Origin of the sequence: Vibrio diazotrophicus, from assembly GCF_038452265.1 — a bacterium.
GTDB lineage: Bacteria > Pseudomonadota > Gammaproteobacteria > Enterobacterales > Vibrionaceae > Vibrio > Vibrio diazotrophicus.
Window position 1 is genome coordinate 960,986 of sequence record NZ_CP151843.1, and the last position, 21,080, is coordinate 982,065.

At 41.6% G+C, this 21,080-nt stretch carries 26 protein-coding genes and 1 pseudogene; 8 read left to right on the forward strand and 19 right to left on the reverse strand.

Annotated elements, in window-relative coordinates; translation table 11 throughout:
* Window positions 1-8: 8 nt before the first annotated feature.
* Both AAGA51_RS19625 and AAGA51_RS19630 read right to left on the reverse strand, forming a co-directional pair.
* Window positions 9-704, reverse strand: coding sequence for an aspartate/glutamate racemase family protein (locus tag AAGA51_RS19625; RefSeq protein ID WP_042485840.1), 696 nt, complete (start codon window positions 702-704; stop codon window positions 9-11).
* A 25-nt stretch (window positions 705-729) separates the two neighbouring features.
* Window positions 730-1,197 carry an HAD family hydrolase gene (locus AAGA51_RS19630; protein WP_042485837.1) on the reverse strand — a complete coding sequence of 156 codons (468 nt, stop codon included), beginning with the start codon at window positions 1,195-1,197 and terminating at the stop codon, window positions 730-732.
* Window positions 1,198-1,503: 306 nt separating this feature from the next.
* On the opposite strand from AAGA51_RS19630, the gene AAGA51_RS19635 reads away from it, so the two are divergent.
* Together AAGA51_RS19635 and AAGA51_RS19640 are read left to right on the forward strand one after the other, a co-directional pair.
* On the forward strand, window positions 1,504-2,178 hold the full coding sequence (locus AAGA51_RS19635) for an SDR family oxidoreductase (protein ID WP_042485834.1): 675 nt from the start codon (window positions 1,504-1,506) through the stop codon (window positions 2,176-2,178).
* A gap of 154 nt (window positions 2,179-2,332) precedes the next feature.
* A complete protein-coding gene (locus tag AAGA51_RS19640) occupies window positions 2,333-3,034 on the forward strand; it encodes a tRNA (adenine(22)-N(1))-methyltransferase (protein ID WP_042485832.1) in 702 nt (233 codons plus the stop codon).
* Window positions 3,035-3,072: 38 nt separating this feature from the next.
* On the opposite strand, the gene AAGA51_RS19645 is transcribed toward AAGA51_RS19640, so the two are convergent.
* Window positions 3,073-3,573, reverse strand: coding sequence for a GNAT family N-acetyltransferase (locus tag AAGA51_RS19645; RefSeq protein WP_042485830.1), 501 nt, complete (start codon window positions 3,571-3,573; stop codon window positions 3,073-3,075).
* 230 nt (window positions 3,574-3,803) lie between these two features.
* On the opposite strand from AAGA51_RS19645, the gene AAGA51_RS19650 reads away from it, so the two are divergent.
* A complete protein-coding gene (locus AAGA51_RS19650) occupies window positions 3,804-4,325 on the forward strand; it encodes a DUF2058 domain-containing protein (RefSeq protein WP_042485978.1) in 522 nt (173 codons plus the stop codon).
* An 82-nt stretch (window positions 4,326-4,407) separates the two neighbouring features.
* Here the strand turns inward: AAGA51_RS19650 and AAGA51_RS19655 are convergent, their stop codons facing one another.
* The 8 genes from AAGA51_RS19655 to AAGA51_RS19690 form a co-directional block, all read right to left on the reverse strand.
* Window positions 4,408-4,842, reverse strand: coding sequence for a GNAT family N-acetyltransferase (locus AAGA51_RS19655; RefSeq protein ID WP_042485828.1), 435 nt, complete (start codon window positions 4,840-4,842; stop codon window positions 4,408-4,410).
* A 15-nt stretch (window positions 4,843-4,857) separates the two neighbouring features.
* Window positions 4,858-5,349: a GNAT family N-acetyltransferase gene (locus tag AAGA51_RS19660; protein WP_042485826.1), complete on the reverse strand. Its 492-nt coding sequence runs from the start codon at window positions 5,347-5,349 to the stop codon at window positions 4,858-4,860.
* A 23-nt stretch (window positions 5,350-5,372) separates the two neighbouring features.
* The gene (locus AAGA51_RS19665) at window positions 5,373-5,576 is read right to left on the reverse strand and encodes a DUF1289 domain-containing protein (RefSeq protein ID WP_042485825.1); all 204 of its coding nucleotides are present in this window, start codon (window positions 5,574-5,576) and stop codon (window positions 5,373-5,375) included.
* A gap of 38 nt (window positions 5,577-5,614) precedes the next feature.
* On the reverse strand, window positions 5,615-6,409 hold the full coding sequence (locus AAGA51_RS19670; RefSeq protein WP_042485823.1) for a PhzF family phenazine biosynthesis protein: 795 nt from the start codon (window positions 6,407-6,409) through the stop codon (window positions 5,615-5,617).
* 47 nt (window positions 6,410-6,456) lie between these two features.
* Entirely contained in the window at window positions 6,457-6,927 is a 471-nt protein-coding gene (locus AAGA51_RS19675; RefSeq protein ID WP_042485821.1) for a GNAT family N-acetyltransferase, read from the reverse strand.
* Window positions 6,928-7,167: 240 nt separating this feature from the next.
* Entirely contained in the window at window positions 7,168-7,533 is a 366-nt protein-coding gene (locus tag AAGA51_RS19680; protein ID WP_042485818.1) for a VOC family protein, read from the reverse strand.
* 395 nt (window positions 7,534-7,928) lie between these two features.
* Window positions 7,929-8,177: a DUF3297 family protein gene (locus AAGA51_RS19685; RefSeq protein ID WP_042485816.1), complete on the reverse strand. Its 249-nt coding sequence runs from the start codon at window positions 8,175-8,177 to the stop codon at window positions 7,929-7,931.
* A gap of 130 nt (window positions 8,178-8,307) precedes the next feature.
* Window positions 8,308-8,802 carry a GNAT family N-acetyltransferase gene (locus tag AAGA51_RS19690; RefSeq protein ID WP_042485812.1) on the reverse strand — a complete coding sequence of 165 codons (495 nt, stop codon included), beginning with the start codon at window positions 8,800-8,802 and terminating at the stop codon, window positions 8,308-8,310.
* Between the two features lie 156 nt (window positions 8,803-8,958).
* Between AAGA51_RS19690 and AAGA51_RS19695 the strand changes: the two genes are divergently transcribed.
* A complete protein-coding gene (locus tag AAGA51_RS19695; RefSeq protein WP_342291577.1) occupies window positions 8,959-9,156 on the forward strand; it encodes a hypothetical protein in 198 nt (65 codons plus the stop codon).
* A gap of 39 nt (window positions 9,157-9,195) precedes the next feature.
* Here AAGA51_RS19695 and AAGA51_RS19700 read toward each other — a convergent pair whose 3' ends face one another.
* From AAGA51_RS19700 to AAGA51_RS19725, 6 genes are all read right to left on the reverse strand, one after another.
* Window positions 9,196-9,414 (reverse strand): VF530 family DNA-binding protein, encoded by a 219-nt coding sequence (locus AAGA51_RS19700; protein WP_042485806.1) that lies wholly within the window; start codon window positions 9,412-9,414, stop codon window positions 9,196-9,198.
* An 89-nt stretch (window positions 9,415-9,503) separates the two neighbouring features.
* The gene (locus tag AAGA51_RS19705; protein WP_042485976.1) at window positions 9,504-9,779 is read right to left on the reverse strand and encodes a putative quinol monooxygenase; all 276 of its coding nucleotides are present in this window, start codon (window positions 9,777-9,779) and stop codon (window positions 9,504-9,506) included.
* Window positions 9,780-10,020: 241 nt separating this feature from the next.
* The gene (locus tag AAGA51_RS19710; RefSeq protein ID WP_042485802.1) at window positions 10,021-11,010 is read right to left on the reverse strand and encodes a 2-hydroxyacid dehydrogenase; all 990 of its coding nucleotides are present in this window, start codon (window positions 11,008-11,010) and stop codon (window positions 10,021-10,023) included.
* A 531-nt stretch (window positions 11,011-11,541) separates the two neighbouring features.
* On the reverse strand, window positions 11,542-11,841 hold the full coding sequence (locus tag AAGA51_RS19715) for a hypothetical protein (RefSeq protein WP_042485800.1): 300 nt from the start codon (window positions 11,839-11,841) through the stop codon (window positions 11,542-11,544).
* Window positions 11,822-13,846: a PHP domain-containing protein gene (locus AAGA51_RS19720; protein WP_042485796.1), complete on the reverse strand. Its 2,025-nt coding sequence runs from the start codon at window positions 13,844-13,846 to the stop codon at window positions 11,822-11,824. Before AAGA51_RS19720 ends, AAGA51_RS19715 begins: the two co-directional genes overlap by 20 nt.
* 464 nt (window positions 13,847-14,310) lie before the next feature.
* Window positions 14,311-14,928: a LysE family translocator gene (locus tag AAGA51_RS19725; RefSeq protein WP_042485793.1), complete on the reverse strand. Its 618-nt coding sequence runs from the start codon at window positions 14,926-14,928 to the stop codon at window positions 14,311-14,313.
* Between the two features lie 662 nt (window positions 14,929-15,590).
* Here AAGA51_RS19725 and AAGA51_RS19730 point away from each other — a divergent pair.
* Window positions 15,591-16,841, forward strand: coding sequence for a DEAD/DEAH box helicase (locus tag AAGA51_RS19730; protein ID WP_042485790.1), 1,251 nt, complete (start codon window positions 15,591-15,593; stop codon window positions 16,839-16,841).
* Window positions 16,842-16,990: 149 nt separating this feature from the next.
* On the opposite strand, the gene AAGA51_RS19735 is transcribed toward AAGA51_RS19730, so the two are convergent.
* Window positions 16,991-17,404: a VF530 family DNA-binding protein gene (locus AAGA51_RS19735; RefSeq protein WP_042485787.1), complete on the reverse strand. Its 414-nt coding sequence runs from the start codon at window positions 17,402-17,404 to the stop codon at window positions 16,991-16,993.
* Window positions 17,405-17,670: 266 nt separating this feature from the next.
* Between AAGA51_RS19735 and AAGA51_RS19740 the strand changes: the two genes are divergently transcribed.
* Entirely contained in the window at window positions 17,671-18,132 is a 462-nt protein-coding gene (locus tag AAGA51_RS19740; protein ID WP_042485784.1) for a carboxymuconolactone decarboxylase family protein, read from the forward strand.
* Between the two features lie 114 nt (window positions 18,133-18,246).
* Window positions 18,247-18,978 (forward strand): helix-turn-helix domain-containing protein, encoded by a 732-nt coding sequence (locus tag AAGA51_RS19745; RefSeq protein ID WP_042485782.1) that lies wholly within the window; start codon window positions 18,247-18,249, stop codon window positions 18,976-18,978.
* Between the two features lie 632 nt (window positions 18,979-19,610).
* Here AAGA51_RS19745 and AAGA51_RS19750 read toward each other — a convergent pair.
* A pseudogene (locus AAGA51_RS19750) lies at window positions 19,611-19,727 on the reverse strand (integrase); the annotation flags it as partial.
* Between the two features lie 399 nt (window positions 19,728-20,126).
* Here AAGA51_RS19750 and AAGA51_RS19755 point away from each other — a divergent pair.
* Window positions 20,127-20,963 (forward strand): AraC family transcriptional regulator, encoded by an 837-nt coding sequence (locus AAGA51_RS19755; protein WP_042485774.1) that lies wholly within the window; start codon window positions 20,127-20,129, stop codon window positions 20,961-20,963.
* Window positions 20,964-21,080: the final 117 nt, after the last annotated feature.

Below are 21,080 nucleotides of genomic sequence, written 5' to 3' on the forward strand. Positions count from 1 at the left end.
GGGATTCTTTAGTTGGAAAGCGCTAGCTTTACGGCTTCTTCAGCGTGTATTTTTGTCGTGTCGTAAAGCTTTACTTGTGTGTGTTGTTGTTCAACCAACAGGGCGATTTCCGTACAGCCCAGAATCACCGCTTCGGCACCTGCTCGGCGTAAATTATCAATAATGGTAATGTAGTGTTCTCTGGATTCGGAAAGGATCTGTCCCTGACACAACTCATCATAAATCACTCGGTGTACGACTTCACGCTCTTCATGCTCAGGTACGATCACCTCAATACCAAATTTTTCGCTGATCCTACGTTTGTAGAAATCCTGTTCCATAGTGAAAGCCGTACCAAGCAATCCTACTTTTGAAATGCCATCTTCAATGAGCTTGTTTGCCGTTGCGTCAGCAATATGAAGAACAGGAATATCGATTTGCTCTTCAATTTGCGGGAGAACCTTGTGCATAGTATTGGTGCAGATCAGCAAAAAATCTGCTCCACCCGCCTGTATGGATTTAGCCGCGTCACCTAAAATAACACCCGCTTGATCCCAATCGCCAACTCGTTGTAATTGCTCAATTTCATCGAAATTCACACTGTAAAGCGCTATCTTCGCAGAGTGCAAACCACCCAACGCCTGCTTGACACCTTCATTAATCGCTTTGTAGTAACTCACCGTAGATTCCCACGACATTCCACCCAACATTCCAATGGTTTTCACTATGTGCTCCTTTTATTGTTACGGCTTAAATACGAGTTAACTCGGTTAACGAGGTAATCGTTCTATAGGATGAATGCTTAGCGCCCGAATGACTGAGCCAAACTGCATTCAAGCCCGCTTTAACTGCTGTTGCAACATCATTGACTTCGTTATCACCAACCATAGTGATGCTCTCTGGAGGTACACCTAGCTTGTTGGCAATGTTTATATAGAAGTTAGGGTCTTGTTTGTTTAACCCTATATTTTCAAAGCAAAAATAACCTTTGATGAATGGTGCTAACCCTACCCGTTGGAAAGCGGCTTTTATATCCTGTTCACGAGAATCCGCTGCGTTTGTTGCAACGTAGATTTCATGTTTGCGAGAAAGTATCTCCAGTGTTTCTAATGCGCCATCAACCGCTTTAACGATCGGCCAATCACACATCTTGCCTGGTACGTCGACAAAATCGACCATCAGCGTATCGCCCCAATCGAAAAGATAAATCGAAGACATTTCATTTCCTTATGTTGTTGCTAAACAAACCTGTACTGATTACTCAAGTATGGATTTGCCTTCAATCAAGTAGCGAGAAGTGAAGAGACAAGATAGCCCGTAGAGTTAATCATTCATCAAATCATTGAGTTGAGAACTCAACCATCGTATTCCTTACTAAACAGGACTTCAACCATATACATTTCCGCGCAGTACCCTTAATTTCACACCATAATCACTTTGTTACGGTACGTATCTCCTTTACGAAGAAGCCGGATACTGACACTATCTATACATCACTCACCTTGTCTATAAAAGCGAATAGCTATGAATATCCTAATCACCGGAGCGACTAGCGGCATCGGCTATGAACTCACAAAATTACTGGCTTCGAAAGGCCATAACATTGTTGCGACTGGCAGAAACACCGACAAACTTGCCGAGTTACAAGCGGCGACTCAATGCTTCACCATTGAGGCAGATTTAAGTTGTGCCACTCAAACGGTCGAGATGTTTAACAAAGCCTATCATCAGCTAGGCAAACTGGATGTGTTAATCAACAACGCTGGCATGAACTCGAGAAAATGTGCCATTGAAGAGTTCACTCTGGAAGAATTTGATCACCAGTATGCTGTGAATCTGCGTGCTCCTGCTCTGTTGAGCCGAGAAGCGTTGACCGTAATGAAACCGTTGAAGAAGGGGTTCATTATTAATGTCGTCAGCACAGTGGCAAAACGCGCCAACGAAACCATGAGCGTCTACACAGCGATGAAACAAGGCTTTGCGGGTTTCAGCTCAATACTCATGAAAGAAGCGCAGCCACATGGCATTAAAGTAACGACGTTATTTCCGGGCGGTACGGACACTAACTTCCGCGAAGTAGAACGCCCTCAATATATGAGTGCGAAGAGTGCTGCCTACACCATCAACCAGATCTTAGAACTTCCAGAAGATGTGGTGATGCATGAGATGGTCTTCCGTCCACCAGTCGAACTCGAATAACCTTCAAAGACAGAATTCGGGGCAAACAGATGCCCCGAATGATCTTCATCCTCTCACCACATATCGCCTCTGAACTCGCCACCTTGTTATCTGTTTTCTAACGTGTAAAAAACCTCTAGAATGCGCCCGTTGAAATAGGTTTTAGGTACATTAGTTGAAACTCAGCAAACGACTCAAACAAATTGACCAGATGATCACAGCATCTTATGACCATATTTGGGACTGCTGTTGTGACCACGGTTTTCTTGGCGCTTCCTTACTAAACAGACAAGCAGCAGCCAATATCCATTTTGTTGATATTGTTCCAAGCCTAATGGCAGAGGTAGAAAGTAAACTACAGCGCTTTTATGCTCATTCATCGTCTAAATGGCATACCCACTGCTTAGATGTTGCCAAATTGCCTCTAGAACAATACTCAGGTAAACATCTTATAATTATTGCCGGTGTGGGTGGTGATTTAATGATGCACTTCATCAGTGAAATACGCCGTCAGTATTCAAATCTAACAATCGACTTCTTACTGTGCCCAGTCCATCACCAATTCGCCTTACGGCAAAAACTGATTGAGCTCGATTTCGGACTGATAGATGAAGCACTGCTTGAAGAGAATAGCCGTTTCTACGAAATCATATACGTTTCAACCAATGCGGAAGAAAGAATACCCGTCGCGATAACGGGCAGCCGTATTTGGCATTGCAACAGTGAACAGCAAGCCGCTTCAGCAGACAAATACCTGAGGGCTACATTAAACCATTATCGACGCATCCAAAGTGGTAACTCTGCAGATGTGCAGCACATCATCGATGCTTATTCAGAAGTGAAGTTGGAATACTCTCATGGTCAAGTGGCTGAATAACTCCTAAACAGCCACCATGTTGAGACGAATTAAGTTGATTAATTTAGGGTTTTCTCATAGCAGGCAAGAGTCAACGTTTTGCCATTAAGCACAAACGCATTCTTCTCTTGTCCTACGCGAACAAATTCCGCTTTTTCAAGCACACGCATAGAGGCGGGGTTATTGGTAGCGGCTTTTGCCGTTAGCAATCTAAGATCCAACTCATCACGAGCAATTTCAATCAGTTGTTTCACAGCAAAGCTGGCAACACCTTTACCGCTCCACTTTTGGCAAACCCGATAACCGATTTCGCATTCGTCATCCGTTACATCAATGATATTTGCGCGGGCAATCACCTCGCCGTCTTCAACAACCACGTAGAAGTATCCGGTGCCTTCCTCATGCTGTTCAATCAAACTGTTCGTGATATCGCGAAAGCTAGCAAAACTCTCATAACTTGGTGGCCTTGGAGGCACAAATTGCTCAAACCAGTCACGGTTGTTCTTCTCAAACTCAAAAAGTGATTGGAAATGTTTTTCTTCTAATAACTCTAATTCCATATCTCAGATCCACGTGGAAATTTATTAAATGGTACGAGCCAAAATTTGAATATAACGTCCAGTGCATGGACTCGCAATGCATAAATATCACATCTCGAACAATAAGATGCGGTATTGGGAGGTGACGCCATTCACTCAGTTGACGCTAAAAGATAACAATGTCAGTCGATGCTTTATTTGCTTGGCCTGAGCCGCTAAAATGGCACAAATTTGAGGAACTGGACATATCGATGGCAAAGCTAACTCTCCAAGAACAGATGCTAAAAGCAGGCTTGGTTAATGAGAAAAAATTAAAAAAAGCAAAAAAAGGTTCGAAGAAATCTCGTGTACAGGCGCGTGAAGTTAAAGCGGCGGTTGAAGAGAACAAACGCGCTCAATTAGAACGTGATAAAGAACTGAGTCTGCAACAAAAAGAGCAGCGTCTAAGCAAAGAAATCAGCGCTCAAATTAAGCAGTTAGTAGAAATGAACAAAATTGATATTGCTGATGGCGATATCAAGTACAACTTCACTGACGGAACGCTTGTGAAGTCTCTGTATGTAACATCACTGATCCGCGATCAACTGATCAAAGGTATTGTCGCGATTGCTCGTTATGAAGAGACTTACGCAGTGATTCCAAGTGGCGTGGCAAATAAAATCGCCATGCGTGATGACAACACTGTCATCGAACAAAAAGCACTTGAAGCGGATATTCCAGCAGAAGATGATCCGTACGCAGATTTCGTCGTACCTGATGACTTGATGTGGTAATCACGACAATTGTATTAAGTTCGAAAGCATTAAAAAACGGCGCTACTAGCGCCGTTTCTATTTCAGTTTGAGCAGATATTGGCTAGACGTTTAAGTTGTCTGAACTATTAAACGAATACATAGTTATCTCATTGCGCGGATGCCAACCCAGTTTGTCGTAGAACCCTTTGGCACTATGGTTATCATTCAAAACAAATAAATGGGTTTTCGAAATACCGAGCTCCGCCAATGCGCGAATGGATTGATCAACCAACCTCTGCCCTATTCTCTGCCCACGATAGCGATCATCAACCGCTAGGTGTTGTAAATATCCGCGGCGTCCATCTGTGCCCACAAGCACCGCACCAACAATGGTATCGCCATCAAGAGCGACAAAGCTGAGTGCAGGATTTCGCTCTAAATACGCCGCGATGTTTTGCTCAGAATCGGCGTCTCTGAGTGACAAATTATCGGTTTGTCCCCATAACTCAATTACGGCTTGATAATCAGAAATATCCATTTCTCGTATGGTGATCATCATACATCCTCACAATCAATCCAATACCCGCGCCATATGGTAGGCAGAGACGTATTCACCATTACGAAATGCGTACGCCTTCGATTCACCTTCAACAGCAAACCCAAACTTTTTATATAAGTTAATCGCCCGATCATTGTCACTGTATACCGTCAGCTCAATCCGTTTTAGATTCAGCCAGTTGTCCGCCAGATCAATCACAGTGGCAAGCAACGCGCTACCAACGCCACGGCCTTGAACATCGTCTTTCACTCCCATACCCAGAGAAGCCACATGACGCCTGCGTGGGCTGGTGCAAACTTCAAAACCCAAGTTGCCAACAATTTCTCCATCCACTAACGCAACATAGACAAACACGTTATCTGGCACATCCGTCGTACGCTTTTCCCACAAAGTCAGCGATGGATGAGGGAGTTGGAGTGTACTCGAATAGGCATTTTTACATTCATAAATTTGTTTGATGGCTCTTGCATCTGATGGCTCAGCCCTTCGAATTTCAACGGTCATAAATACTCCAACACTCTCTTTAATTAACAACGTTTGCGTTGCACTTTTCTCTGTTTACATCGCTCTATAATCTGAGTTTTTTCTGCGTCAGAAGACGCACTCCAATGAATGATTTCTTCTATCGTTCGAAAACACCCAACACAAATATCTTGTTCATCCAAACAACATTGACGAATACAAGGTGATGCTGGGGAACTCCCCGCCACTTTGTCTGCTTTCGAATTCATCTTTCTCTTCCTAGCTCTGCCACGTATTTCTCTGAGAGCTAAATGTAAATAGTTCCACGAGAGTAAAGCACACCAAATCCGGACACGAGCACTCGCTCATCAGTCACTTGGCAATAAAGCACTCCACCACGTTTTGATGCCTGATAGGCGACAAGTTCACGCTTTCCGAGTTGCTCAGCCCAGTAAGGAGCAAGCCCTGAGTGAATCGAACCGGTAACAGGGTCTTCATCTCCGCCGTTTGCTGGCCAAAAATATCGTGAAATGAAATCGAACTCGCCTTCCGATTGAGCCGTCACCACGGCATCATAGGGTGCTAATAACTTAAGTTGTTCGCTGTAATATTCGACATTTCGCACATCTTGCTCGCTCGGCAAAACAGCGAAATACGCTTGCCTGTTTCTGAGCACTTTTACTGGCTTAATCGATAAACCCTCCAGCAATGCAGCTGGGATATCTTCAATGATTTGTGGGAGCTGATTCGGAAAGCTCATTTCAATTCGTCCGTCATCCCGTTGGTTAACCTGAAGTTCACCAACTTGTGAGGTAACAAACTCAATCTGTCCTTCACAGCCTAAAAATTGGAAAAGAACATAAGATGCGGCTAGCGTTGCGTGCCCACAGAAATCAATTTCCGTCAGTGGCGAAAACCAACGTATTTGGTATCTATTGGGTGCCAGAGCTTTGATAAATGCCGTCTCTGATAGATTGTTCTCCGCCGCGATATTTTGCATAAGTTCGCTAGAAAGCCATTCAGCTACGGGCACGACTGCGGCTGAATTTCCCTGAAACTTCTTATCAGTGAATGCATCCACCACAAAGACTTTTAATTCCATCTGATTGGCTCCAACGATTTATTAAACACGATACTTAACGCTTTTATCTATAAACTGAACTGCATGATGTGTTGTGGGCCGACAGGTCCCCCCATATACAACTCACCGCTATCCACAAAACCACATTTTAAATAACACGCATAAGCGGCCTTGTTGCGACAATTTACCGTTAACTGCATGACTTCATAATCGGGATAGTGCTTCGTCACATAGCTTGGTAACGCTTTAATGGCTTGGGTCGCAATACCTTTGCCTTGATATTTTTGGTCGACCAACAAAGCTCTTACGCCTATCGCCCTATGCTGTCCAAACTGATATTTCTCAGAGTAATCCAGATCGATCAAAAAGAAGCCGACTGCTTTATCTTCAAAAATAATAAGGTGGGGATGTTCGGTCTCTTTTAACTGTTCAACCACTTTGGGAACATTACTGACCGTAAACTGAGCTTGGTCGCTTAGAACACTCAATAGGCTGGCTTCTTCTTCCCTAATTGGGCTGTATTTTTCAATCGTTACCACAACTATCCCTGACCCTTTTTACTTTTTGTAAGCGAGACAGATGTTCTCTCTTTATAGGGAGAACATCATCGTTTACTGAACGTAATAGTTATGCAACAAAGATTCAACAAGAAAATAAATTAACCTGTTGATTTACCGTCATTCATTAAAAGTCGAAGAGATAGTTTTCTGCCCAGTTGCTTGGACCTGATTTTGTAAAACCAATCATTTGTGCATGACTTCACTACCAGCGTTTAGCCGTTATTGTTCGCCTAAACCTTCGGACCAAACAGCAAACTCATTGCCACTAGGTTCTGTAAAGTGAAAACGGCAACCTCCAGGAAACTCAAAGATAGGACGCACGATCTCTCCCCCATTGAGCAGCACTTTTTCTAATGTCTCCTCGATGTTAGCACTGTAGAAGATCAGTAGTGCACCGCCGTTGGCGCTTAGGCTGCAAGCGTCTGCTTTGTAAAAGCCACCATCAATCCCTTGGTCGGAAAACGCAGCGTAGTCTGGTCCGTAATCAATAAACTCCCAGCCGAAAACCATAGAGAAAAAAGTCTTAGTGGCAACTAAATCTTTCGCGGCATATTCAACGTAATTGATTTTTTCATGTTGTTTCATTGTTTTCCCTTCCTTCAATAAGTGATTGTTATCAAAACATATTCTCAAACAACAGTTGGCAACAACTTGATTCCACACTTTATTTAAGCCTAGCACTCTATTGGATTTCGGGAAGTTTCAGCAAGCGAAACTCTTGAGAAATTACAGTTTAATATCAGTGATATAAATAATTGTTGGGATTGCTTTAGTCAGTTGAAAAAACAAACACGTCGATCATTCGAAGGTAACACAAACAGCAAGTGACAATGTCACGATAGCTATTCACAACAGAGGCGGGTTTCGTACTAGGAGGTTATATAGGAAATGAAAACTGAGAAGAAAGATACATAGAGCTTGCACCCCATGTATCGAATTCAAGTGGCGAATAGTGAATATTCGCCAAAGAGAAGAGCGGCTTACTTGTAGAAAGCTTCTACTTCACCTTTTAGAGTGATTAGCATTGGGTTACCCCAACGATCTTTCGCTTTTGGTGAAGGAATTTTTACCCAACCTTCACTGATGCAGTATTCTTCAACATCAGTACGCTCTTTACCGTTAAGACGAATACCAATATGGTGTTCAAAACACTCAGCAACGAAATGTGGGCTGCGTGGATTGCCTGATAGATGATCTGGTAAAGCTGGTTTAGAGTTGTTTTCGCTCATTTTTATGACCTGATATAAAAAAAGTAGGCCATTTTAAACAAAGCGAGCCACAGGCTCAACAAATAACACCTAGCATAATACTGTGGTTAATAGGATCAGCAATCTTATCTTCACTAACGTGATTGTCGCTCTAGCTGTTAAATTCTAGCTGCCAGTAACCTACTGAGATCTGTTGATCAAATTTAAATCCTATATTGTTAAACTCACCAACTTTCTTAAACCCCATGCGCTCATGCAAAGCCACGCTTGAAGGGTTAGGAAGAGCGATAGAACCAACAGCATTTTTGAAACCCGCACTTTTCAATATCTCCAATAGCTCGCCATAAAGTAAACGACCGATACCTTTGCCTTTCATTTCATGGGCAACGTATATAGAAGGTTCAACGGTATAGCGGTATGCGCTGCGGGCTTTCCACTGGTTAGCGTAAGCATAACCTCTCACCTCACCGTCTTGCTCTAGGACGATCCAAGGCAGCCCCAGACTCAACACGTTTTCAACGCGGTTGGTCATTTCTTCTGTGCTTACAGGCAATTCTTCGAAAGATATGGTGGTGGTAGCAATATAGTGATTATAGATCCGAGCCATTGAATCAATATCTGAACTCGATACTTTACGAATGAGCATACGTCCTCCATGACGTCATCTTGTTGTTGATCTGCGCTTCAACTGATAAACAATATTTGCTCAATTTAAAACAAATCTTACTTATTTGACATAGTATTTTCGGCTGTTGGTTCAACAAAGACCTTAACCTCAACTATGCTTGTGATCTCATAAGTAATGAGGACTGATTTTATGGTGGAAAAACTGAAGGTGCCTTACATCACGGAAACCGTCTTGGTTGATGGTGTATATCAAGCTGAGCGCAGGATCGTCATTGAACGACGTCAAGGTAAGAAGCATGCCGTGAATTATGAACGTAGAAGGAATCAAGACCCGCGCTTACCTGCATCAAAACCCATTGACGAAGTCATATAGGTACATTACCCAATCACATTAAGTCCATTAGCAGATGTCTTAACTGAAGGTTCGAATATAAAGAGCTTCTACCTTGTCTCTCGCCCATTGAGTGCGGCGTAAAAACTTCAGCGATGATTTGATTGAAGGATCGTTATAAAAACAATTCAAATGAATTTCAGCATCTAAACCTTCCCAGCCATAGTGTTCGACCAACTGAGTGAGAATTTTCTCTAGGGTTAGACCGTGTAATGGATTGTTAGCTTGCGGTTGGCTCATTTGGTGCTTCTCAGTAACAGAAAAATTGGAGGGGCAGTTTAACAGAAAGGTCAAACAAGACCTTATCTATCTCAGAATTCCCCGGGAAATTATTCAACAATCTCATAGTAACGCTCGACATTTCGCGTGACTTCCCCCCAATAAGACGCTTTAACACGCTGCTGATGTTGTTCAAACGAAGCTTTGTCTAAAAACTCTTCATAAACATCAAACCTTAAAGGGTTAAAGGCATTTTCAACCACTTCAAAGACTAAACACCCTTGTTCTTGCAACGTTAGCCTTTTGTGATTGATCAATTCTTGTTTAACGGCATCCAAATCCGCTTCAGGAACAAGTATAAAACCTTTTAAAACGACTTTAGACAAAAAAGTGTTGGGAGTATCTCGCATAATCAAGCCTTCGGATAACTTCAGATATTCCAAAACGGACCGACCACCACTTTTATCCGATGGTCGAGTTGCACAGTAATGGACCATTTGAGTTACGTGCTATATAGAGCCTTAATCATCTAAAAACAGCGCCGAGCCCATTAAACCGGTATCTAGGTGAAATGATTTATTCAGTGTATTTAAACAATTAAAGTGACCCGTAAAATAAAAAACCTGTCTACAAAAAATTTGAGCTCGGTTTTGAATGGATGAATGCGTCAATATTATTTAATGTGGTTACAGCAATATTATCTAGTGCATCGGAGGTTAGAAAAGCTTGATGCCCGGTGAAAATAACGTTGTGGCAGGCTGACAGCCTGCGGAATACATCATCCACGATGACATCATTCGATTTATCTTGGAAGAATAGATCTTTTTCAGCTTCATAGACATCAAGACCAAGTGCCCCGATGTGTCCTTCTTTAAGCGATTCAATTGCCGCAGAGGAATCTAATAACTCTCCACGACTAGTATTGATGATCATCACGCCATGCTTCATATTATCAAAGGCTGCTTTATCTAGAAGGTGGTAATTATCTGGTGTCATTGGGCAGTGAAGTGAAATGACATCAGACTGTTCAATTAAATCATTCAAGCTGCAATAACTGGCACCAAGTTCTCGAGCAACGTCGCTTGGGAAAGGGTCGTAGCACAACACATTCATTCCAAGGCCTTTTAAGATTCTTATCGTGGCTAAGCCAATTTTTCCAGTACCAATAATGCCCGCTGTCCTACCATGAAAATTAAAACCAACGAGACCTTCTAGCGAAAAATTTGCTTCTCTTGTACGTTGATAGGCCTTATGAAAACGTCGGTTTAAGGTCATCATTAGCCCAACAGCATGCTCAGCGATCGCCTCTGGTGAATAGGCTGGTACGCGTGCAACTGCAATATTGAACTCTTTAGCAGCTTCTAAATCGACGTTGTTAAAACCCGCACAGCGCATGGCAATCATTTTCACGCCATAACTCGCCAATTGCTCGATAACCTCGCGGGACAAATCGTCATTAACGAAAGCACACACCACCTCGCAACCCTGTGCAATTTGTGCGGTTTTGCTGGTGAGTAAAAAATCATGAAAATGATAGGATATATCTTCACGGTTTTTTACTTGCTCAAAACTCACTTGGTCGTAAGACTTCGTACTAAAAAAAGCAATATTAATCATAAGGTTTCCTTCCAGCTCATTCTCATAAGCCATAATGGTGAATGAGGTTAAAGTTTCTGATTTAGCGTTTCAGCTAAGCCTAGTCTATACGCATCAATATCATAGCTAAGCCATTATACGAAACCACTTTTACTCTTCTCTGTCCCTTAAAATCGTCAAACATGATTGCCCATCATAGGTTTTGCCACAATACCTTGTCGAGATAACTCGATTTACCATAGGGAATTTTTGTCGTTGGGCAACTAAGACCGGAACTCTGATAGTAAAGTTTAAAACTGTGACATTAAAAATTAGAACTTTTCTGCTGCTGAATGTTACAGACTACCTTTTGGCCGACAGAATCGCTCGGTGATCACACACAACCAACCTTTTTGTTTTGTCACATTTTTGGACATTTCCGTGTCAGTGACATTACTTATTTAGCAAACCATGAATAACCATGGGTATGAAAAATAGGTATGAGAGCCAACGCAAGCAGTAAACTTGCGCTAGCTAAAAGCTCTGTCTGATTAAGTAAAACTTAGAAGATTATTATAGGCTCTCAACACTATATTTTTCATATTCCTCCCTATAGAGGCCTTCGGATTCATCTTTAAACTGTTGACGTTTTTCAAATAAATCTAACAACTTTTCGCTTACACTTTTATAAATAATCGCATGAGCCTGATTTCTAATTTTGGCCTCATCGTAATCTTCAATTGAAAAATTATCTTCCAAAGATAGGTTTACCAAATGAAGCAAGGCTGTCTTATCAAGCTTATCAATAACTTCATAAGTATCGTCATCTTTTAAGAAGTAACCTTGGTTATTATCAATTTTTAATGCTTGCATATCCGCCTCTTCGTTCATTATAAGAATTCTCGCCAGCTTCTAGAGAATTCATTGTTATGTCAAAATTGTCTATTGATTTCCCATCAACAGAACTTAGGTGGACATTTGATGGATGCCCAGAATACCTGCGGTATATGATTTTTCCATCTTCAATTTCCTTAGATGTATAAACTATATAATCAGGTTTTATAGAGGCTCCTACAGTATTGTTGTGGGTTACGACAACAACAGGCATTGTCTTAGAAAGATCTTTAAGAATCTGATTTACCTCACCTTTTAAGAATAGGTTATCAAAAGATGATTCGGGTTCATCTATCAGCAAATAGTCGAAATTCTGTGCATCTTTAATTTCTTGAAGTAATCTAAATTCAGATCTTTCACCTCCAGAAACCGCAAAGCCATCTTTGTTTAGGATTTCATACTCTATACACGTAAAATATTTATATAATTCAGATGGAGTCAAAGCCTCGTTATTTCTCAACTCAACTAAATAGTTATATGGTGATAGATATTGGTCAAACGCATCTTTAAAAGCGGTTTTCACTCCACTAACGTTTTTTACTTCACCAGCACCATTAAAAGGACGTTGCTTACAAATAACTGTAAAATTTTGCACATACTCTTTTTGAATTACTTTATCTTCTTGCAAGAGCTTTGTGATCTCATTAAATCTTTTAACCTTTTGGTGTTCCGAAATTACTTTGTATAAATCAACATCTTTAATTTGTGTTGATGATGAGCGAAGTTGAAGTTTATTCTTTACATCTCTCACTATATCGTTGACTGCGCCTTTCTTTTTCCTATCAAGACTCTTGCTTCGGAATATTTTTATAAGCTCACAAATAAGTGCTTTTAGCCCATTTAAGTTAACATGTTTATCAATGACAGCTCTGTACTCTGTATTATCAATGAGCAGTCGAGTAGAGTTGATAAGATCACTGAGACCTTTATCATCAGTGATATCAAAAAGGCTTTCATTAAACAGAGAGGATTTTGAAAATGCATCACGTTTTCCTGCATCGTCAGCTAGTTTCATCAAGCTGTCGAGGTAGTCAGATACCTTACGTCTGTTTTGCTCGATGTCGATGTCGATTACATCATCCAGCACGCCCTTAAAGGCGCTCAGATACTTGTCCGAAAAATTACTTTTTTCTCTAGCAAGTCCCTGATTAAACTCTCTATCATAACTAGCATCATCCCGCTGAACGAGAGAGAATTGAGGTATATATTTTACATTCTCACACTCTTGGTGAATTCGGTTAAGCGTAACAGTCTTACCCGAAGAACGCATTCCAAGAATGATATTAAGACCAGTAGACAAATGCAGACCATCGTCAAAGACTTGAAAAAGTCGGTTACCATCAGCTTCTGACAGTGCAACTTTTGTTCTGTCCCTCAAACTCGATTTAATTGACTTTAAGGTAACCTCCCCACAATCGATATAAGTTTGACGTGGAGGAAATGTACGCAACCCTTCTTTGATCCTTACGTCACTGAATAAAACAGGTGTTAATTCAGAGTCGTCTTTACAAAGACGAATAAACTTTTTAGGGCTATCAACCTCTCCAACTGAAATGTAATCGCTTAGCTCACTAAGGCTACGCTTTGATAGAGATGGCTTTTTATCGTAGTGAGGAATAATCAAATATTTATTAAGATCGCCAAAGATTTCATGCAGGTCACTTGTAGATATAGAATCACCAATGTTTCTGATTCTTTTAGTAACCTCCATAGTCTTGAGCTGAAAGTCTTCTAGGTCTTGATTTTCTGAGATAAGAAGAACGTGACCATTGTCGAGATTAATTTCTATTCCTGGAAACACTACGCAATCGACAGCACTATCAATTTGATAAAATTGTTCTAAATCGAACATATCATGATTTGTGATAGCTATTGCGTCCAGTTTTGCCGTCGAAATATACTCACACAACTTAGATAATGAAAATGTAAAATCAGCATCGCTAATTGTTGAAACTGTGTGCAAGTGGAGATCAATTTTTTTCAAGTTTAACTCCGCATATTAATGAAAAGATAACCCCAACACTGATAGCTATCTATGTTGATTTAGTTATGAAATTGAGTATGCTGAACGGCCCTTCCATGCTCAAAAAACGACATAACGCTCTGTACATTGGCTAACATTGAACCACTATCCACATTATCAGTAATTAAACTAATTGCATAATAACTTTATTGCATTAGCTGTGGCTTGCTTTGTATCAAACCCTATAACCATGGTGAGATTTACCCCCGTAGGGTTAGCAGTGAACAGCGCTATAAGAATGGATAAGTTTTGGTAAAGCAAACACACATTCACAGCATGTGAATGAGTAAAAGGTCTAGCGTACAAAGGGGCAAATATGAGCTAGCCTGATCAACTGGCTCAGCGTTAAACATCTATGAGTTAAAAAACGCTTAGCGGTAATACTGGACTTTCTCAAACGAGAAAAACGTGATTTAAATGCCTAGCTATGCTTTGTTGCTCGATAGCAATGAGATACCAAAGCCAATAAATATTGTACCCGCAGCCCTGTTAATTAATCTGCTCAAATGACTTCTGGAGAACAAACTTGAAAATTTAGAGGTAACAAGAGCATAAGAAAAAAGAGCTGAGAAAGAAAAACAAGCAAACGTCAGCGAAAGCGCAAAAAATTGCTGCATAATTGGTTGTTCTACGTCTAAAAACTGAGGAAATAAAGCTGTGTAAAATGCGATTGCTTTGGGATTTGTTACTCCTACAAGGTAGGACTCTAAAAATAAGCGAAGGTTGCTTTTATTAGTAGTATAAATTCCATCGGTAATAACTTTACTTTTATCAGAAATCCAATACTGAATTCCAAGATAAATAAGATACGAACCACCTAGTATTTTTATAGCCAAATACAGATATTCGGAAGTGAGAATCACCGTACTCAATCCCGCAGCCGATAATGCAGCCATACTCAACATAGCCAACACGTTGCCAAACATACCCGAAAGTGCCTTTTTTAATCCGTAGATAGCGGTATTCTTTACAGCTAGAAAAACTGCTGGGCCGGGCGTAAATGTGGCTACAATGCATATCAGTACAAATAACAAATAGTCCATTATTTAATCTCCATAAATCTAAGCATTTTTCTGGAACGTTACAAAACGAACCGGTTAGATTGTAACCATCATGCCTCGTTTATTTAGTCACTTCAATTTTTAGTCAGAGTGTTAGTAAGTAGCAGCCTTTACCATGGATTAGCTAAATTTACTCAAAATAGCCTTACGCCCAGATTAAGGAGATATCTTCGTTAACGCGGAATGAGGCAGAAATGCTTCAGCCCGAACTGGCTGAAACGAAGATAGACACTCTCAAGTTCAATTCCCTATATACGCGATACCATCAATTTGCACATACCACCCGTTTTTCCACCTATATAAGCAAAGTCTATTGAGATAGTTTTTTCTTGCGGGTTAACCATTTTTAAATAGCCCTTTGATTACTTTCTTAAGTAGTGGAATGTTCCAAACATCCCTAAACAGTCTCCGTCTATTTTAACTACATGGTCAAACGTAGTTTGTTGTACAACGCGTGTTAATGGGAGATTCCGCGCAGAGGTATTACGCGATCTGCCACTAGCGATAGCTAGGTTATTTCTGGTAGGGATTACCAGCGTTCTGTTGCGACAGTCAATAATCTAGTTGGTTTATTATCGCTAACACCCTCGTGTTAAATAGCATAAAATACACGGCCTTTACCCAGTACTGAGCCACTCTTCGTAATGACAGACAAAACACAGCAAGCGACATTCGCCGATCTTGGCCTGATTCCTACCTTAGTCGAGAGACTAGAAGCATTAGAATATAACCAACCCACACCTATTCAATCTCATGCAATCCCTCATGTTCTTGCCGGGCGGGATATGATAGGTGGGGCCAATACAGGCTCAGGTAAAACTGCCGCTTTCTCGCTGCCAATTCTGCAGAAAATTCTTCAGCAAGGTGAATCAAATGATCGTCGTGGCAACTTCGTTTCTCATTTAATTTTGGTTCCTACTCGTGAACTGGCATCGCAGGTAGCATACAGTGTCAAATCCTACTCATATCATCTTAGAGATAAAATCAAAACGGTTGCCGTATTTGGTGGCGTATCAGTGAACCCTCAAATGCTAGCACTGCGTGGTGGTAGTGACATCGTTGTTGCAACGCCAGGACGACTACTTGATCTGGTATCGAGTAACGCGATTAAGTTAGACCAAGTAAAAACGCTCGTGCTCGATGAAGCCGACCGTATGTTGAGCTTGGGATTTACAGAAGAACTCAATAAGATTCTTGCCTTACTACCAAAGAAGAAACAGACACTGCTATTTTCTGCCACTTTCCCTGACAAAGTCACAGCTTTGGCTCAGCACTTACTTAACGATCCTGTTGAAGTTCAGCTGCAGAGTGCCGAAGCTAGCACGTTGGTACAACGCGTGTTTAGTGTGAATAAAGGTGAGAAAACTGCGGTACTCGCCCATCTAATCAAACAGCATCAATGGCGACAAACTTTAATCTTTGTTAATGCTAAGAATGCCTGTAACCACTTAGCGCAAAAACTGTCAAAACGAGGCATCACTGCGGAAGTTTTCCATGGTGATAAAGGACAAGGTGCGCGTACTCGTGTCCTTGAGGGTTTCAAGTCTGGTGAGATTCAAGTACTAATTGCTACTGATATCGCTGCTCGCGGTCTTGATATTGAAAAACTGCCAGTGGTGATTAACTTCGATCTTCCGCGTAGTCCTGCTGACTATATGCATCGAATCGGGCGTAGTGGCCGAGCGGGCGAAGTGGGTCTGGGCCTATCTCTTATCGATTATGATGACTACCACCATTTTAAAGTGATAGAAAAGAAAAATAAGTTCCAGCTTGAACGCGAACAGGTCGAGGGCTTTGAAGTGAATGACGATCAAAGTGAAGCATACTTTTTACCAATGAAGCCACGGGCAAAGCCAGCAGGTACGGGTAAAAACAAGAAAACGCGCAATCAGTAGAAGACTTAAACCACAAGTTAGTTTCATTGCGAAAGTTTCTTGGGCGCAGATAAACCAAATTGGTTTCTCGCTGCCGTTGACCCATTTAAAGAACAATAGAGCCTTGCTGGTTGCATCAGTAGGGCTCTATTGCTTTCCAAGGTAGTGTACTAGCGACGTGTCGGACGTCCGCGAGGTGAGCGTTTTTTAAATTCAGATGCTGCTTTCGCTTGTGAGTTGAGAATAGAGTCAACAGTTAGCGGCATCGGCTCTTTAGGTTCAAGACCATGAGGGAAAGTACGAGCTCTTGGTGGCAAATTGTATTCTTCTTCACTCGCGCGTGGCATGCGTTTAAAGCGATAAAGGTAAAAGTTTTCTAACTTTTCTCTCGCCCAGTCGGTTTTCTTTAAATACTTCACACTACTTGCAATCGAAGGTTTGGTATTAAAGCAATTAAAACGCATGGCTGTATCTAGAATGTCCCAGCCATAAAAATCCACCAACTCTTGCAACATAGTCTCTAGCTTTAACCCGTGCAAAGGGTTGTTTTGTTGCAGTTCGATTCTCTCTTCGTCAGTCATCATTTTAGGGACCTTGCTCATCAAAGGGCGGAGTTTAACAAAGTATAGAGTACAGAGATATCTATAGTTAGGCCGCGATAGCTTGAATAAAAAGGCTGGCCCGCAAGCGAGCTAGGTCAACTGCTCCAGCTTATTCATTTGCTCCTACTACGTCGGTTGGCTGAGAACACATCTCAGCCGCGCATCTAGCTTGCTCAAGCATATGTCGAAAATCTTCAATCTTTTGCTAAACGCGTTTTTTATCCTGAGAAAAACAAGGGAGAAAGACCATGCAAAAACGGCTCAACTACATTGACATAGCACCAAAGGCAATCAACATTTTGTATGCTCAGGAAGCTTACTTCCATGAGCAATTTCACCAGTCAGACACCATGAACATGACGATATGGGAACTGGTTAAACTGCGTGTTTCGCAAATCAATCAGTGTGCATTTTGTATCGATATGCATAGTAAAGACGCTCTTAAACTGGGTGAAAAGCCTGAACGTATATGGGGACTCAGTGCATGGAAAGACATGCCGCTTTATAGCGATGCAGAACGCGTTGCACTGAGCTGGGCTGAACTGCTGACAGCGGGTATGCCAGTAGATGATGATGCTTATGAGCTTACCTTGAATACCTTTGGAGAAACAGCTATGGTCAATCTGACTATTGCAGTCAATGCCATCAACAGTTGGAACAGAATAGTGAAGGCATTTAAGCCGCAGGTCGGAGTGTATCAGCCAAAGTAATTCCACTCCGGCTGTTTTGAACCGTACACCACAGCTTGCACCTCAACTTAATTTTTATGGAAGTGAATTTATACAACTTTCTTATTTAAGTTGAGGTTAAGAAGGATAATCCGTTTGAATTTAGAATTTGAGATTTTCAAACCGCAAGGAATGTTAGCTGGTTATGTTCAGGCAATCTGGTCGGTTTCCGTAAAGCCTGACACTGTACAAACCGTGCGTAAGCAACTACTTAGCGACGCTGGCACAGGCGTGGTGTTCATTTTGCAAAATGAAGTGCAGATCGACAACTATTGGCAAGAATCGGGGGTTCTGCTTCTGCCAGTCAGCACAATCGCACATCAGGTTACTCTTCCTCCAGGCACAGTGATGGCCGGAGTACGCTTCCATCCGGCTGTAGGTTATCAGTTGTTTGGTCAACGCTTAGAACAGCCGTTGCGGATTGGAGACGACCACCCTCTCGCTTGTTCGACGCTGCCAACATATGCATCTCTGCAAGAAATGCGTTCGCCGTCAGCGAGGATTTCTGCGTTATATCGCTGGATACAAACTCTGATTTCAGAATGCGAGCCTCAGGAAGTCGGTCATATTATTGACGAGCCACTTGGGGCGATCAGCCAACGGCAGAGAGAACGTCATTTTCAAAAATGGTTAGGTATTACGCCTAAACATTACCAACGTATTAAACGAGTGAAACAGACTTTAGAACAGCTTCGAGCGCAACCAGATGTTGCTTTGTCGGATCTGGCGCTGGATCAGGGCTTTGCCGATCAAGCGCACATGACTAGAGAATGTAAGCAGATTGCGCGAATAACGCCAAAGCAGTTTGTACGAAATAGAAACCTCTAGCAGGCATTAGCTTTGCGAATAAGCCAACAACTATAAATATGCCAAAACCCATCGGATAAGTTCTTTTGGTCTAGATTTCATTAACTTCGTGGAATAGTCATTTCCTCTAACTGACAAATGGACAAAAATAACTCAATTACTTTTCTAAATGGCTTTGTTGCTTAAATCAATGGAACTAAATCAAGAAGCAACGATCTGATCGGCTACATCCATTAATCGTCGTAGCCTAATGCAATTGAGGTTACGCCATTTTATGCATGTGCTTATATAACCTTGGTGAGCATAAAAGAGCTATTGAGAGATGCTGTTGAACCTTCTGGTTGACACCACAAACTCAGAGGAAATCTTAACCTATAAACATGCTATCAAGCTTTACGCACAAGACTTAGATCAAACTTGGTAATTTGGGGGAGCAAATTAGTGACCATAGATATGACACACGCGATTGAACATGACATAAATGTCTACCTTGTTAATTCTTTTACCAAGAAAGGTTCAGGAGGAAACCCTGCTGGAGTTGTTTTAGGACCACCCACTCTTAGCGTCGCGCAAAAAAAAAACACATTGCTCAACAGGTTGGGTTTTCCGAAACGGCCTTTGTGTATGCCAATAAAGAAACAGATTTCAAAGTGGAGTTTTAATAGAACACTTGCCCTTAACTTGCTATCAATGGCTAGGTTCAGTAGTGCAAGCTGCATTAGGTCGTTTTCAAGTTCTAGCCTAGTTCTGATTCGCCAAATCTCTTCCAACTTGAATGGCTTTTAATGCCGCTACATTTTCCCGAAGATGACTTTCTCATGTTGACCTCCTCTTCGATGTTGTTGGTCAACATAGAGTCTGGCTATCAACTAGAACTGTTCCAGTCGCGACGAGATTCGGTCAGGGTGAACTGAAACATCCGTGGACAGTTCTGCATTACAAAGATACCGAGCAACACCCCTCCGAAGAAAACGGGTATCCAGTCTGTAAGCTGTCCATTCCAAATTTAATGGATTTCGTTTTTTATCAGCGACAATAGGAATCACTATAATCCAAACAATAAAACAAATTATGTTTATTAATTTATCCTCCGTCATGTGAGCAATTTTGTACAAAACACAAAGCAGATTTAGGTGTAAACTAAACAGCCGTCGTACAAAGAGTGGATTATGGACAAACAACGCTCCCTCAAATCAAAGGAAAGTGCAAAATTTCAAGTGGCAGATGAACTTGGTGGAATTGAGCTACTAGATGCTAAATATGAGACCCAGAATTTTTCCCGTCACAGTCATGAAGGATACACTATAGGTGTAATTGAACGCGGTGCTCAGCGTTTTTATCGTACGGGAGCAAATCACATAGCCCCGCAAGACACTATTATTCTGGTCAATGCTGACGAAATGCATACCGGTCATTCAGCAGCAGAAGGCGGTTGGGCCTACAAAGCAATGTATCCATTACCCGATCAGTTTCAGACCATTAGCCGAGAACTCGGCAATAGCAGTTATGGCACACCTTACTTTCCCGACGCAGTGGTGAATGACCCAGAGCTTGCCAATCAATTTCGCCTAGTGTTTTCTACTCTAGAAAAATCCGACAACCGCCTACTGCGCGAAACTCTAGTGTACGCTAGTTTAGTCAAGCTAATGGCACGTCATGGTAAAACTCCGCCTAAGCCAGTTGAAATATCCAAAGCCCAGAAGCAGTTAACTTTGGTAAAAGAGTTTCTCGATGACTTTCCACAGGCCGATGTCTCATTGGAGGAACTTGCTAAATTGGCCGGTATCAGTCCGTTTCATTTGGTACGGGCATTTCAGAAACAATTTGGATTTCCACCTCACGCATACCAAATTCAGGCTCGACTACGTTATGCTCGTAGGCTACTCAAAGCTGGACATTCAATTTCCGATACCGCACATGAATGCGGCTTTCACGATCAAAGCCATCTCCACCGCCACTTTAAAAAAGCGATGGGAATTACACCCAAGCAATACATTCAACATTAAGTCGCTACTACCATTTTTAAGCAGCAACTTTGTACAAGTATTTTCCTCAGCACTGTGATGTCATGATTCCAGCTAATTTCAGCTTCAAACCTTAAATTTAGCGTGTTTCGTATAACG

Coding starts and splice junctions, on each gene's coding strand:
- AAGA51_RS19630 (WP_042485837.1), bottom strand. CDS start 1,197: ATGTCTTCGATTTATCTTTTCGATTGGGGCGATACGCTGATGGTCGAT.
- AAGA51_RS19635 (WP_042485834.1), top strand. CDS start 1,504: ATGAATATCCTAATCACCGGAGCGACTAGCGGCATCGGCTATGAACTC.
- AAGA51_RS19645 (WP_042485830.1), bottom strand. CDS start 3,573: ATGGAATTAGAGTTATTAGAAGAAAAACATTTCCAATCACTTTTTGAG.
- AAGA51_RS19650 (WP_042485978.1), top strand. CDS start 3,804: ATGGCAAAGCTAACTCTCCAAGAACAGATGCTAAAAGCAGGCTTGGTT.
- AAGA51_RS19655 (WP_042485828.1), bottom strand. CDS start 4,842: ATGATCACCATACGAGAAATGGATATTTCTGATTATCAAGCCGTAATT.
- AAGA51_RS19660 (WP_042485826.1), bottom strand. CDS start 5,349: ATGACCGTTGAAATTCGAAGGGCTGAGCCATCAGATGCAAGAGCCATC.
- AAGA51_RS19665 (WP_042485825.1), bottom strand. CDS start 5,576: ATGAATTCGAAAGCAGACAAAGTGGCGGGGAGTTCCCCAGCATCACCT.
- AAGA51_RS19670 (WP_042485823.1), bottom strand. CDS start 6,409: ATGGAATTAAAAGTCTTTGTGGTGGATGCATTCACTGATAAGAAGTTT.
- AAGA51_RS19680 (WP_042485818.1), bottom strand. CDS start 7,533: ATGAAACAACATGAAAAAATCAATTACGTTGAATATGCCGCGAAAGAT.
- AAGA51_RS19685 (WP_042485816.1), bottom strand. CDS start 8,177: ATGAGCGAAAACAACTCTAAACCAGCTTTACCAGATCATCTATCAGGC.
- AAGA51_RS19690 (WP_042485812.1), bottom strand. CDS start 8,802: ATGCTCATTCGTAAAGTATCGAGTTCAGATATTGATTCAATGGCTCGG.
- AAGA51_RS19695 (WP_342291577.1), top strand. CDS start 8,959: ATGAGGACTGATTTTATGGTGGAAAAACTGAAGGTGCCTTACATCACG.
- AAGA51_RS19700 (WP_042485806.1), bottom strand. CDS start 9,414: ATGAGCCAACCGCAAGCTAACAATCCATTACACGGTCTAACCCTAGAG.
- AAGA51_RS19710 (WP_042485802.1), bottom strand. CDS start 11,010: ATGATTAATATTGCTTTTTTTAGTACGAAGTCTTACGACCAAGTGAGT.
- AAGA51_RS19715 (WP_042485800.1), bottom strand. CDS start 11,841: ATGCAAGCATTAAAAATTGATAATAACCAAGGTTACTTCTTAAAAGAT.
- AAGA51_RS19725 (WP_042485793.1), bottom strand. CDS start 14,928: ATGGACTATTTGTTATTTGTACTGATATGCATTGTAGCCACATTTACG.
- AAGA51_RS19730 (WP_042485790.1), top strand. CDS start 15,591: ATGACAGACAAAACACAGCAAGCGACATTCGCCGATCTTGGCCTGATT.
- AAGA51_RS19735 (WP_042485787.1), bottom strand. CDS start 17,404: ATGATGACTGACGAAGAGAGAATCGAACTGCAACAAAACAACCCTTTG.
- AAGA51_RS19740 (WP_042485784.1), top strand. CDS start 17,671: ATGCAAAAACGGCTCAACTACATTGACATAGCACCAAAGGCAATCAAC.
- AAGA51_RS19755 (WP_042485774.1), top strand. CDS start 20,127: ATGGACAAACAACGCTCCCTCAAATCAAAGGAAAGTGCAAAATTTCAA.